The organism is Streptomonospora sediminis (genome assembly GCF_054778995.1).
This window is the reverse complement of sequence record NZ_BAAGYZ010000091.1, coordinates 1-12,774: the sequence shown is the minus strand read 5'-3', so window position 1 is coordinate 12,774 and position 12,774 is coordinate 1. Positions and strand designations below refer to the sequence as shown.

At 74.0% G+C, this 12,774-nt stretch carries 9 protein-coding genes, 1 tRNA gene and 1 pseudogene; 3 read left to right on the top strand and 8 right to left on the bottom strand.

All coding sequences use genetic code 11. The features are described from left to right. Positions 1-324 precede the first annotated feature (324 nt). Positions 325-1,848 (bottom strand): cobyric acid synthase, encoded by a 1,524-nt coding sequence (locus ACYVD5_RS17795; RefSeq protein ID WP_461002190.1) that lies wholly within the window; start codon positions 1,846-1,848, stop codon positions 325-327. Further along, entirely contained in the window at positions 1,848-2,855 is a 1,008-nt protein-coding gene (locus tag ACYVD5_RS17790; RefSeq protein ID WP_461002189.1) for a cobalamin biosynthesis protein, read from the bottom strand. Before ACYVD5_RS17790 ends, ACYVD5_RS17795 begins: the two co-directional genes overlap by 1 nt. Before the next feature lie 571 nt (positions 2,856-3,426). Here ACYVD5_RS17790 and ACYVD5_RS17785 point away from each other — a divergent pair. From ACYVD5_RS17785 to ACYVD5_RS17775, 3 genes are all read left to right on the top strand, one after another. Next, positions 3,427-3,499, top strand: a tRNA-Arg gene (locus ACYVD5_RS17785). A 492-nt stretch (positions 3,500-3,991) separates the two neighbouring features. Then, a complete protein-coding gene (locus ACYVD5_RS17780) occupies positions 3,992-4,354 on the top strand; it encodes a hypothetical protein (RefSeq protein WP_461002188.1) in 363 nt (120 codons plus the stop codon). Then, a complete protein-coding gene (locus ACYVD5_RS17775; protein WP_461002187.1) occupies positions 4,351-4,890 on the top strand; it encodes a hypothetical protein in 540 nt (179 codons plus the stop codon). Before ACYVD5_RS17780 ends, ACYVD5_RS17775 begins: the two co-directional genes overlap by 4 nt. A 408-nt stretch (positions 4,891-5,298) precedes the next feature. Here the strand turns inward: ACYVD5_RS17775 and ACYVD5_RS17770 are convergent, their stop codons facing one another. The 6 genes and pseudogenes from ACYVD5_RS17770 to ACYVD5_RS17745 all read right to left on the bottom strand — a co-directional run. Beyond that, positions 5,299-6,333, bottom strand: coding sequence for a C40 family peptidase (locus tag ACYVD5_RS17770; protein WP_461002186.1), 1,035 nt, complete (start codon positions 6,331-6,333; stop codon positions 5,299-5,301). A 53-nt stretch (positions 6,334-6,386) separates the two neighbouring features. Next, positions 6,387-7,211, bottom strand: a complete 825-nt coding sequence (locus ACYVD5_RS17765) for a replication-relaxation family protein (protein ID WP_461002185.1) — start codon at positions 7,209-7,211, stop codon at positions 6,387-6,389. Beyond that, positions 7,208-9,514 carry a type IV secretory system conjugative DNA transfer family protein gene (locus tag ACYVD5_RS17760; protein WP_461002184.1) on the bottom strand — a complete coding sequence of 769 codons (2,307 nt, stop codon included), beginning with the start codon at positions 9,512-9,514 and terminating at the stop codon, positions 7,208-7,210. Before ACYVD5_RS17760 ends, ACYVD5_RS17765 begins: the two co-directional genes overlap by 4 nt. Further along, entirely contained in the window at positions 9,508-11,391 is a 1,884-nt protein-coding gene (locus ACYVD5_RS17755) for a VirB4 family type IV secretion system protein (RefSeq protein WP_461002183.1), read from the bottom strand. The genes ACYVD5_RS17760 and ACYVD5_RS17755 overlap by 7 nt, the downstream gene beginning before the upstream one ends. After that, positions 11,388-12,305, bottom strand: coding sequence for a PrgI family protein (locus ACYVD5_RS17750; protein ID WP_461002182.1), 918 nt, complete (start codon positions 12,303-12,305; stop codon positions 11,388-11,390). The genes ACYVD5_RS17755 and ACYVD5_RS17750 overlap by 4 nt, the downstream gene beginning before the upstream one ends. Further along, a pseudogene (locus ACYVD5_RS17745) lies at positions 12,289-12,774 on the bottom strand (hypothetical protein); the annotation flags it as partial. The pseudogene ACYVD5_RS17745 and the gene ACYVD5_RS17750, both read right to left, overlap by 17 nt.

The window sequence follows — 12,774 nt, the reverse complement described above, 5'->3', positions numbered from 1 at the left end:
CCACGCCGGGATCGGCGGCCGCACTCCCGCCAGCCGCGTTACCAACCTCCCGGGACATCACAACTAGGGCTTGTACGGGCATGTTCGGCGGGTCGCTGCCCTACTGCGCGACCGTCTCGGGCAGCGATCCCGCTCTCGCGGCGTTCCCCGAGCCCTGACGGGCACGATGGCGAAGCCCGCCGAACAGGGGCGGCCCTATCGCAGCTCCGCGCCGCAACGGCGCTTCGCGTATCCGGCACGGGCCACACACGAGTGCGCCGCTCGCGACGGACCCCACCGAACACGGCCGGGCAGGCAGGTCGGCGGCCGCCGGGCGGCCGCCCCTCAGCCGCCGGCCCCTCCCGGCGGGATCACCGGCAGTCCGCCGGGCGCGCCCTCGCCCAGCAGCCGCAGCAGGGCACCGGTGTCCAGGTGCTGTTCCACCAGGTCGCCCAGCGCGTCCATGCGGGCGGCGCGCTCGGCGGCGAAGTCGGTGTCGGGAGCGGGGGTGAAATCCCGGCCTGCGTGCCGCGCCACATCGGCGAGGAACGCGCGGCGGAACGCGTCGTTCTCCAGCGCGCCGTGCCAGGTGGTCCCCCATACCGCCCCCGACCGGCAACCGTCCAGGAACGGCTCGGCCGCGGCGCCTTCGTCCACCGCGGTCCGCCCATGGTGGATCTCGTAGGCCGCCACGGGATGCCCGTATGCCGACCCGACCGGCCGCCCGAGGGTCTTCTCGGCCCCGAAAACGACCGAGGTGGGCAGCAGGCCCAGCCCGGGCACCGTTCCGGCGCCCGACTCGACGTCGTCGCGGATGCTGCGCGCGAGCATCTGGTACCCGCCGCAGATACCCAGGATCGGCAGGCGCTCCGCGGCGCGCCGCAGCACCGCGTCGGCCAACCCGCGTTCACGCATCCAGGCCAGATCGGCGACGGTGGCGCGGCTGCCGGGCAGCACCACCAGGTCCGCGTCGTCGACCTCGTGCGCCGCGGTGGCGAAGCGCAGATCGATGCCGGGCTCGACCGCGAGCGCGTCGATGTCGGTGAAGTTGCTGATGCGCGGGGTGCGCACCACCGCGACCCGCAGGGTGCGGCCCCGCACAGGGGCGGCCGCGGGGCCGGGGTCGGCGCTGAGGCCGAGCGAGTCCTCCACGTCCAGCGAACGGCCCTCCACCCACGGCAGGACGCCGTAGACCCAGCGGCCGGTCAGCTTGCGCAGCATGTCCAAGCCGGGTTCCAGCAGCTCGGGGGCTCCGCGGAACTTGTTGACGACGAACCCGGCCACCAGCGCCTGGTCGGCGGGCTCCAGCAGCGCCAACGTGCCGTGCAGCGCGGCGAAAACACCGCCGCGGTCGATGTCGCCCACGACGATCACCGGTAGGTCGGCCGCCCGTGCCAGACCCATGTTCGCGATGTCGCCGGGCCGCAGGTTGATCTCGGCAGGGCTGCCCGCACCCTCGCAGACCACCACGTCGTATTCGGCCCGCAGTTCGGCCAGGCTCTGCACGGCGACCTCGCGCAGGTGGTCCTTGAACTCGCGAAAGCCCACCGCGTCGGCCTCGCCGACCGGCCGGCCGCGGACCACGACCTGGCTGCGGCGGTCGCTGCCGGGCTTGAGCAGCACCGGGTTCATCGCCGCGGAGGGCTCGATGCCCGCGGCAGCCGCCTGCGCGGCCTGGGCGCGGCCGATCTCGGCGCCGTCGGCGGTGACCATCGAGTTCAGCGACATGTTCTGCGCCTTGAAGGGGGCGACCTTTATGCCCTGCCGCGCGAGCCAACGGCAGATCCCGGTCACCAGGATGCTTTTGCCGGCGTCGGAGGTGGTTCCCGCCACCAGCAGCGCCGGTGCGCCGGCGGGGCCGCGGCGTATCACGGCTTCCTCCGGATGCCGGGCCGGAATCCGGGCAACGGCGGCGCGGGCAGCGGCGCCAGGCCGGTTACGGCCAGTGCGGCGGCGGCGAGCGCAGCCGCGCCTGCGTTGACGGCGCGGGCCAGCCGAACGGCTCGCCGGATATCGGCCACGTCCGGGCGGCGCCCCTCCCCCAGTTCCGGACGGTACTCAACCCGGGATCGGTACACGTTTCTCCCTCCAAGGCGCAGCCCCAGCGCACCGGCGAACGCGGACTCGCAGTGCCCGGCGTTGGGGCTGGGGTGCCGGGTCCCGTAACGCGCTCGGACCCGGCGCGCCTGCGCGGGCGAGCCGCCGACCATCGGGGCCGCGGCAGCGGCCAGCGCCGCGGTCAGCCGCGCCGGCGCCCAGTTGGCAATGTCGTCGAGCCGTGCCGCGGCCCAACCGAACCGCTCGTACCGCGGTGACCGGTGGCCCACCATCGCATCGAGGGTGTTGACCGCGCGGTAGCCGACGAGGCCGGGCACTCCGAGCAACGCACCCCAGAACAGCGGGGCGACCACCGCATCGGAGGTGTTCTCGGCCACAGATTCCACCGTGGCGCGGGCGATCTCCTTCTCGTCCAGCGACTCGGGATCGCGGCCGCACAGGTGCGGCAGCCGCTGCCGCGCCGCCGCCAGGTCGCCGGTCTCCAACGCCGCTGCGATCCATTCGGCCTCGCGGCCGAGCATCGCCCCACCCACCACCGCCCACGTGGCCGTGCAGGTCAGCGCGGCACCGACCGGAGCCGAGGCCCGGGTCTGCACAAACCAGCCGGCCGCCATCGGCGGCGCGACAGCGAGCACGGCGAAAGCGGCGCCCCGAACGCGCGAGGGACGGTAGAGGAGCCCTTCCAGCCGCGCCGCGGCGCGGCCGTATGCGGCCACGGGATGCCCTCGGCGCGGATCGGGCAGCACGCGGTCCAGGCCGGCTCCGCACAGCAGCCCCGCAGCGCTCACCCAGGTCGGGCGTTGATCCTGCTTCTTCACCCGCTCAACGGTAGTGCGCGGCCCCTGGGCGGTTCGCACCCCCCTGCAGCACCTCGGAAAATCATTACACAGAGTAATGGACAGCGACATAGAGTGCCCAATGTCGCGCACTCCAGCGCGGCAACACCACCCAGAGGGGGAGACAAGATGATGACCGCCGCAATGATCACGCAACTACTGATCAACGGAGGCTGGTGGGTCTTCTAGGCCGCCTCCACCGCCACTCGCCCCGAACCCCGTTCGGGGCGGGTTGGCGAAACGCCGGTAACAGGCATCCCACCTGCGGTTAATCACGGGTAACGTGTTCCAGGAGGCCGGGTAGGGACCGATTTGGTGGAGCGCGGGTGCTAACGAGACGCAACTACGAATGGCCGTAGTTGATACGATTTTGCCCGGCGATGGGTGACATCTTCCGAATACCCTAGAATGTCACCACACCAGCCGCCCGCCTGGCTCACCCAAGCCCCCGGCCCGCCAAGGCACGGCCCACCCCCACACAAGCGACACGACCCGCCAACACGCAGGTCACGATGTCGTTACAGGCGGGTACTTCTGGTCACAATTGAACTAGGCACCTGTAGCTCAGTGGAAAGAGCATCGGACTTCTAATCCGACGGTCGCAGGTTCGAATCCTGCCAGGTGCGCCGAGTCTTCGCAGGTCAACGGCCTGCACGACTTACCAGGTGCCATCGATTCGCCCGTTTTTGTCTTCCGAATTCGCTCCGTGCTCGCTCCCCAGCTCGGATCCAGCGCAAAGATCCCCATCGGATTAGCTGATCACACCCCCAACCGGGCCACCCACCCCGCCCGCCCGGGGGCACCGGGGCACCCCCGCGCCCGCCACAGGCGCTGAGCCCCGCGGCCCGCCGCGTTCCGGCCCCAACACACCAGCGGCCCCGTCTGCGCCCGCCACAGGGCCACACACGCCGCCACCGCCCGACCGGCCGGGACCGCGAATCGGGCCCGACGGGCACACCCGCGGCCTGCCGCCAACACCCCTGGACCGGTACCTCGGACCTCCCGAGATACCGCGACAGAATCCCGGCCCTCCCCTCGACCCGGTGTCCTGTTCCGGTCGCCCCGAACCGGTGACAACAAGCGGATGCGAACCCACGATCGCGGCGATAATGACGGCCATGACGTGGATCTGGCGAAGCCTTTGCGCGGTAGGCGCCCTACTTGTCGCCGGTGCGGTCGCACTGGCCGGATGGCAGCACGGCATGGAATACGCGAGCTGGGTCGCCGCCGTCATCGGCGCCCTGTCCCTGGCCGGCGGCCTCCTCGCACGCGCCCTCGTCGCCGGCCCCGCCGCCCCGGAGGACCCGTCGACCCCCGCAACCGGGGCATCCGGCGACGACATCGACCAGACCAAAATCCGCGCCAAGCGCAACGTCATCGGCAAGCAGGGCCGCGGCACCGGGCCCGGCGGGGACCGCATCCGCCAACGCGACATCCACGCCGATGAGGGCGACGTGATCGGAAAACTGGACCGCGAATGACACTCCCCGCCCCCAAGGGTGAGCGCGTCGAGCAGACCGACGTCAGCGCCGGCCGCGACGTCATCGGCAGCCAGCACACACACCACCATCATCATCAGGGTCCGCCCGCGCCGACCGGACTTGGTGCCACGCTGAGCACGTTCGTACTCGGTGCGGTGCTGTGGTTCACCCTCGGCTTGGGCCTGCTGGGGTTGGCCCAGAATCTCCGGCGCGGACGCCGGCGCCGGCGATGGATGAGCTGGCCACTGGTCACCGTGGCCTCCGCGCTCGGCGCCGCGGCGCTGATCTACAGCGGGGCCGCACCGGGATTCTACGTCGGAATCGTCGTCGGCGCCGGCATGCTCACCGGAGCACTCGGCGATGGCCTGACCCGCTCGGGCGTCCCTCTGGCCTGGCCTTTCACGATCGATGGGCGCCGCTGGGCGATGCTCGGCCTTCCCAGGCGCGCCCGATTCTCCACAGGCACCTGGCCCGAGCGCGTCATCTGCTGGGGCTGCCTCATCTCTGCCCCAGTCACCGTTCTGGTACTGGCCTGAACGGTTTCTACTCGTCCAGGCGAAGAAAAAGGAGGATTCATGGCGGTTCAGCGCCGTTGCAAGTACTGCGATCGTCAGGTCCCGTTGCTCAAGGACGGCAGCGGCCTGCGCCGGAGGCACTACATATCCGAAACCAGGGGCTGGGGCTACGAGTTCAAACTCTGCCGCGGTTCGGATCCGCGGGGTTCCGTGCCCAGCCCTGCAACCATCGCCGAAGGCCGGAAGACCAAGATCACTTGTCCGTGCTGCAGGAGCTCCGTGCGCAAAACGAAGGACTTCCGCCCGGTAAAGCACCCGGGTCCGGACGGCAATCCCTGCCCGGGGTGGCGCGATAACCAGAGGAAGAGGTGAGGCGCCGTTCGGCAACGAGGGCGGTCGAGTGCCGCACTCGGGCCCTGCGCCCTGGTGTCAGGGCCGCCGGATTCCCATCAGCAGCGGGCTGTAGTAGTCCGAGGCCACCGGCTCGACGCGGATCGTCTTTCCGGTGGAGGGGGCGTTGACCATCTTCCCACCGCCGACATACATCGTGACGTGGGCGGGCGCGGGGCCCGGGCCTCCGGTGTCGTAGAAGAGGAGGTCGCCGGGCCGCAGCCCGTCGAGGGGGACGGGGGTGCCGATGCGGTACTGGTCGGTGGTCACGCGCGGGATGGCCACGCCGGCGTGCTGCCAAGCCTTCATGACCAGACCGGAGCAGTCGAAGCCCGCGGGCCCGGTGCCGCCCCACACGTAGGGCTTGCCGACCTGGCGCAGCGCCCATGCGGTGGCGGCCCGGCCCTGGGCACTGCCCGCACCGGCAGCTGCGGCGCCCGTGTGGCCGAGCGCGGTGTAGCGGTCGATTTCGGCCAGGACCTCCTCGACGTATGGCTCGGAGCGGTTGTAGGCCAGCAGTGCCGCGCGCAATTGGGCGCGGTCGGACAGGTCGACGCCGCCGCTATCGCTGCGGCAGAGTCCGGCCGCGGTGGTCAGGGCGGCGTCGTAGGCGTTGTGCGGGTCGGCGACGCCGTCGCCGTCGGCGTCGCGGCCGCGCTGGGCCCAGGTGGCGGGCAGGTGCTGGGTGAGCCCCACCGCGCGGTCGTAGACGGTGTCGCGGTCCCAGCGGCCGTTGTCGGTGTCGGGGTGGGGCGTGGTGTTGCCGCCGGCGCCGGAGCCGTCCAGGCGCGGGCCGAGGACGGGCGGGGTGATGTCGCCGGTGGCGTCGATGTCGTGTCCGGTGGCGTGGTCGGATTCGACCGCGCCGATGCCGGCGAGCACGGCCCAGGTCAGGCCGGGGCACTCGGGTGCCAGGGTGGCGGCGGCGCGGGCGTAGGCGACTAGGACGAGTGGCGGGATGCCGGGGACGCCGCCGGGGGCGCCGCCGCGGGTGGCGCCCCCGGCGGCCACCGCTGCCAGCAGCACCGGCAGCATCAGCACTGCGGCCGCGGCGGCGATGGCGGCTTTGACCACTCCCGGTTCCCTCCCCTGCGTCGTGTGTCATCCGCCCGGCGGGCCGGTGGCGGCTATGGCGCGATGTCGCACAGGGCGTGGCGGGCGTGCTGGTGGGCGGGCCGCCAGATCGGTGCGGCCGGTCCTTCGGCGTGGAGAAGGCCGGCGGTGGTCAGGTGGGTGCGGACGTGCTCGTTGACGTGGGGCGCCAGCACTTCGGCGAGGTTGGTCATCCGCGCCGGGGTCAGGACGACGAACAGGATGTGGGCGATGCGCTGGTGGGCGCGGGCGTGGTCGGTGTAGCCGCGGAGTTTGCGGATGACCTGCTGGTGGTGCTCGGTGGCGTTGTCGTACTCCAGGAACGCCTCCAGCGCCCGGCCGTGCTGGTGCCAGCGCAGGTAGGCGTCGGGGCGGATGCGGCGCCCCCAGCGGCGGGCGCAGTCGTCCTCGGTGCGCCACCGGGCCAGTTCGGCGCCGGGGAGGTCGGCGGCGGTGCGGAAGGCGACGTAGCAGTCGGCCACGCCCAGCATGTGGCGCAGGCGGGCGGAGTTGGCCAGGCGGATGCGGCTGCCGGGGCGCCGGGCGGGCTGGTCGAGGTCGTGGATGTCGGCGTAGAGGTGTTCGCCGGCGGCGGCCAGCACCCAGTGCCAGGGGGCGGTGCCCCGCGGCAGAATCGGGCGGAACCGGTCGAGGAGGCCGTAGCGGTGCAGGGCGGCCAGGCGGCGCCGCGCGCGGGAGGTGGCCGGTCCGGTGAAGTGCAGGCGGGCGAGCTGGTGGGTGGTCATGACGCGGTGGTCGCCCACGTCGGCCACGATGGCGCGGTCGCGGTCGGTGAGCAGGCGCGCCAGTTCGGCCAGGCGGCCCTCGGGCACCTGCGGGGTATCGGCGTGTGTGGTCACAGGAAGTCCCCTTCGTCGGGCATCGGGTCGTAGGGGGCGCTGTGGCGCCGGGCGATGCGGCGGATGAGGGCGGCGCGGCCGGGTTCGGGCGGGGGCAGGGGGCGGGTGCGCAGGGTGGCCGCGGCCTGTTCGCGGGCGCCGACCAGGGGGCGGATGGCGGCCTGGTAGGCGCCGAGGTGGGCGAGGTCGTGGGCGCCCAGTTCGGGCATGGTGTGCTCGGCCAGCCGGTCGGCGTCGTGGGGTGAGCAGGTGAAGTAGACCTTGGTGCGGGCGTTGGCGGCCAGGGCGTGGCGCAGCTCGGCGGGCAGTTGGTCGAGGGCCTGGTGGGCCAGGGTGAGGCCGAGGCGGTAGCCGCGGGCCTCGGCGAGCATGTCGGCCAGGGACCCGGGCAGGTTGAGGAAGTTGTGGCACTCGTCGATGTAGGCGCCCAGGTCCGGCCGGTCGGACTCGCGGCGCGTGACGCGGGCGGTGACGGTCTGCCAGGTGGCGGCCAGTGCCATGGATCCGATGAGGCTGGCTGTGTCCTCGCCGAGGGTGCCTTTGGGCAGGCGCATCAGGACGAGGCCGCCGGTGTCGAAGAGCCGGCCGAGGTCGATGGTGGAGGGGCCGGAGGCGATGACCTGGGCCACCCAGGGCCGCAGGAGTGCGGTGCGCAGCTTGTTGAGCACCGGACCGGTGACGGTGGCGCGTCCCGGCGGTTGCAGGGTGTCGTACCAGCGCCAGAACCCGGCCAGGGCGTCGTGGCCGGGGCCCAGGCGCGCCAGGGTGTGGTGGCGGAAGGCGTCGTCGGACAAAAGCGCCGGGATGTCGCCCAGGGTCAGTTCCGGGTCGCGGGCGCGGGTCAGGGTCAGGGTGGCCGCGCGCAGGATGTCGTCGGTGCGCGGGCCCCAGGAGTGGGCGTAGATGCGGCGGAAGATGCCCACCACCGAGTCGGCGATGAAGTCGGGGTCGGCGCCCTGGAGCAGGTTGAGGCGGGGCGGGGCGGCGCGGTCGTCGGGGTCGAACAGCACCACCTTGTCCGCGGCGTCTTCGGGCAGGCGGGCCAGGACGTCGGTGACCAGGTCGCCGCGCGGGTCGATGACCAGGGCGGCGCGTCCTGCTTGGGCGTCTTGGAGGACCTGGTTGGCGATGAGGGTGGATTTGCCCGAGCCGGTCTTGCCGAGGATGTGGGTGTGCTGGCGGGCCTCGGCCACCCCCAGGGCGATGGGCCGCGGCGTGCCGGCGTCGGCGTCGCCCAGCACGCGGGTGTGTGGGCCTCCGGTGGGCACCGCGGGTGTGGGGGCGATGCGGCGGGCTCCGGCGCGGGCGAGTCCGGGCACCGCGGCGTCGGTGGGCAGGTGGGCGATGGCGGCCAGCTCGGTGGTGCTGAGCAGGTAGCCGCGGGAGAGGTAGCGGTGCTCCAGCCACAGGGCGGGGGCCGCCATGCGGCGGCGGGTGAGGTGGTTGGGGCCGGAGGTGTGGGCGGCGAAGGCGGCGCCCACACCGTGGGCGCGTCCGCGCAGCGCCTGGGCCGCGGCGGGCCCGGCGGTGTCGGTGGTCAGGTGGTAGCTGATCTGGCAGGCCAGGCGGGGAGCGCCTGCTTTGGTGAGGATCTGTCGGATGTTGTCGCCGGTGTCGGGCCAGGACGCGGCCCGGCCGCGTGGGGGCGCGAAGGCGTGGGCGAGCAGGAGGGCGGGGGTGGCGCCGCGGATGCGCGCGGCCGTGGCCCGCGCCCGCCGGGCCCGCCACCCGGTGGCCGGGCGGGCGCAGACCCGGACGCAGATGCGCTGGCCGGGTTCCAGGTCGCCCAGCGCGCCCAGCAGGCCGCGCAGCGGGTCGTCGGTGAACTGGGTGCGCAGCGGGTAGGCGTCGTTGCGGGCCAGGGCCAGCCAGGCGCCGGTGTGCTGGATGCCGGGGCGCACCGCCGGGGCGGGGCGGCGGGTGCGGGTGGTGGCGCCGGGCCAGCTGGCGGCGATGGCGCGCTCGACCACTCCGTGCGGGACGGTGCCGGGCACCCAGACCTGGATGCGGATGCCGGCGGCCGAGGCGGTGTACTCCCAGGCCAGGTGGGGTTGCAGGAGGGCGCGCTGCCAGCGGGGTTTGAGCAGCCCCAGCGTGTGGGCCCAGAACGCCTGGGCGCCCTCCAGGGTCGCCTCGGGGGGCGGCAGCACCTCGACGACTCGGGCGCCGCGCTCGTTCAGCCGGTGGCGCAGGCGGCGGATCCCGATCACACCGGTGGCGAGGAGCCCGGCGCAGGGCGCCGCGGCGGCCGTGACCAGGGGCAGCGCCGACATCAGCCCGGCGATGTCGGGCGGGCTCACCATCCGCGCTCCCCGGCCGTGCCGTCGCCGTCCTCGTCATCGGGCTCGCCGCCCCCGGCGGTGCCGGGGGCGGCCGACGCATGGTGGCCCGTGGTCTCGAACGCGTATTCGTCCGGGGCGTCGACCGTGGCGGGGTCCGGCCCCGGGTCCGCTTCGTCGTCGCTGGTCACCGCCTCGGATGGGTCGCTGGTGACCAGGTCGTGCTCGGTTGGGGAGGCCAGGGCGCGCACCCCTGCCCGGCGCTCCCCCGAGAGCAGGAGCGCCTGTCCGCGCGATGCCGCGCTGACGATCTGGCGCTCGCCGTGGGAGAGCCCGAAGGCGTCGCTGAGGGCGTCGAGGTTCTGCGGGGCCTGGCGCAGCAGGAGGCTGGTGGCGGCGTTGGCCACGATCGCCCGCCCCAGTTCGGTGGCCAGCACGTCGCCCACGTCCTGGGTGATCAGGGTGAGCCCGCACCAGCGCTTGCGGCCGGCTTTGGCGAGTTTGTAGAGGTAGCGGGCGCCGACCGCGTTCTGCAGCAGCACCCACCCCTCGTCGACGGTGATGGTGCGCGGGCGGGCCGGGGCGGTCTCGATGCGGTTCCAGATGCGGTCCAGGGCCAGCAGGACGCCCACGGTGCGCACCTCTTCGGGCAGGTGGCGCAGGGCGTAGACGGTGAGGTGGGTGGAGGTGGGCGCGGTGGTGGGCCCGTCGAACAGGGCCGCGGCCGAGCCGGTGGCGAAGCGGCGCAGCGTGCCCGCCAGGTGCGGGCCCGCCTGGTCCTCGTCCTCGGCGAGCGCGCCCACGACGTCGGCCAGCAGCGGGGGCCGACGGTGCCAGGTGGCGGGGTCGCGGGTGATGCCCGCGCGGGCATAGGCGGTGAGCACCGCCCGATCGAGTGCGGCGGCCTCCTCGGCGTCCAGGTCGCCGACCATGGCGGCGATGAGGGTGTGGGCGAACAGGCACCGGTTGGACAGCGCGTTCTCGTCGCCCGGCGGCAGGTCGAAGGGGTTGATGCGGCCCTGGGCGGTGCCCAGCGGGATGCGGGTGCCGCCGACGCCGGAGCACAGCCGGGCGTATTCGTCTTCGGGGTCGATGACCGCGGCCTCGATGCCCACCAGCAGCGAGCGCAGCAGTTCGAGTTTGGCTGTGTAGCTCTTGCCGGCGCCGCTGCGGGCCAGCACCACCATGTTGTGGTTGTCCAGGTCGGCGGCGAAGCGGTCCCAGTGCACGAGGGTGCCCGAGTGGATGTTCTCGCCGTAGACGACCGAGGTGGGCCCCAGCCGGGCTTCCAAATCCGGGGAGGCGAAGGGCAGGGCGGCGGCGATGGCGTCGGTGTCCATGGTGCGGGCCTGGGCCAGGGCGTCGGTGGCCAGCGGCAGGGTGGAGATCCACCCGTGCAGGGGCCGGAAGGTGGCCGGGTGGGTGTCGATGAGCAGCCCGGCGGCCAGCGCCCGCAGGTTGGCGGTTTCGGCCTCCAGCTCCTCGGGGGTGCGGGCGTGCACGGTGAGGTAGAAGCTCACGCGGAACAACCGGGCTTGGCCGGTGGCCACGCGGGTGGCCAGTTCGGCGGCGTCGTGGGCGGCCACCGCCTGGTGGGGGTCCTCCACCCGGCCGCCTTCGGCGTCCATGCGGGTGGCCGACTCCAGGCGGGCGCGGCGGCGCCGCAGGCGGGTGGCGGCCAGCGGGGCGGGCACCGGGTCCACGTGCAGCGCCACGTCCACCCGGCCGGGGTAGGACAGCAGGGGTTGGGCCCAACCGGGTCCGGCCTCGCGCGGGTAGCCGGTCACGACCAGGGTCTGGCAGCAGCCGTGCTCGATGTCCAGGCGGCGCGGGTGAACGCGGACCGCGGGACCCTCCGGCACCCGGGAGCCGCTGCGGGGCTGGCGTCGTTTGGGTTTCACACGTCTCCTTCGGATCGGGCGGGGCGCCACGGGGTGTGGCGCCAGGGCTCCATGGCCTCGCCCAGCAGGTGGCGGGCCCACGCGCCGTCGCAGCGCTGGGCACTCACGCCGAGGCCGCCGAGCTGGGTGGCGACCTCCTCGGCGATGCGCACCACCGGCGCCGGGCCCTCGGCGGCGCCGGGGCGGGCGGTGACCACCAGCACGAGTTGGCGCCGGGTCAGGTCGCAGCGGGTGCGCAGGGTGTCGAGGAAGTCGGCGTGGGCGCGGGCGGCCTCGGCCAGTGCGGAATGCTCCAGTTCCGCGGCGGTCTCGCGCAGCATCGCCGTGTAGGGCGCCAGCTCCAGGGAGCGGCCCTGCAGCAGGATCTGCACCGGGTGGGCCAGCGAGTCCAGGACGGCGGCGAAGGCGCCGATGGCCGCGTCCTGCTCCTCCTGGGAGGCCAGGTGGACGTTGACGCTGCTGCAGGCGATCAGGACGGCCTCGCGCCCGTCCAGGGCGATGACGCCGTCCTCGCCGACGGCCGAGGCGGGCAGCCGCAGCGGCGCCAGCCGGGGCTCGCGGCGGCGGGACGGCGCCCACGGCGGCAGGGCCTCGACGGCGGCCAGCGCGCCGCTGCGCTGCTTGGGGGCGCGCAGCCACGACGCGGCGGCCAGGGCGAAGGCGTCCAGGCCCATCCCGTCGCGCCGGCCCAGGGCCAGCACGAGCGCCACGGCCGCCAGCGGTACCGCCGCCGCGGCCAGCGCCCACACCGGCAGCACGTCCTTCAGCGCGAGGAACCCGCCCCACACGCCGAGGGCGACCGGGGCCAGGATCAGCAGTTGGCGCCCGCTCAGCCCGAAGGCCACCGGTTCGGGGCGGTCGATGTCGGTGGGGATGCGGGCCCGCCACCGCTGGGTCTCACCCTCGGCTGCCATGGTCGCCTCCGTCCTGGCTCGTGCGGCGCGGCGGTGTGAACAGGCCGCGCTGGACCCAGTGCTTGTTGGGGTTGGCGAACAGCGCGAGCTGGCGGGCCCGGGCCCGGCCGCGCCGCAGCAGCGGGGGCAGCGGCTCGCGGGCATCGAGCAGTTCGCCGATGCGCACCGTGCGGCGGCGTCCGGGCACCCGCTCCGGCGGCGGCGTCGCCAGGACGCCTTGGCGCCACCGGCGCCGCGGCGGCCCGGACTCCGCGCCCGGGCGGGGGTTGGGCTGGGCGGGCGGTGGCTGGGGGCGGAAGAGGTGCTGCTGTTCGGTGCGCGGGCGGCGCGGGAAGCGGCCATCACCCAGCGCGGCCCGCGCCGGATTGCCGGTGTGGGGGCGCGCGGGCGGCGGCCCCGCCAGCGGGCGGGGCCCGTTCACCGGGCGCGGCGGACCGGGGCGCGGGCCGGGGCCGTCCGGGCCGCCGTG

Coding starts and splice junctions, on each gene's coding strand:
- ACYVD5_RS17750 (WP_461002182.1), bottom strand. CDS start 12,305: ATGGCAGCCGAGGGTGAGACCCAGCGGTGGCGGGCCCGCATCCCCACC.
- ACYVD5_RS17775 (WP_461002187.1), top strand. CDS start 4,351: ATGACACTCCCCGCCCCCAAGGGTGAGCGCGTCGAGCAGACCGACGTC.
- ACYVD5_RS17780 (WP_461002188.1), top strand. CDS start 3,992: ATGACGTGGATCTGGCGAAGCCTTTGCGCGGTAGGCGCCCTACTTGTC.
- ACYVD5_RS17760 (WP_461002184.1), bottom strand. CDS start 9,514: ATGGTGAGCCCGCCCGACATCGCCGGGCTGATGTCGGCGCTGCCCCTG.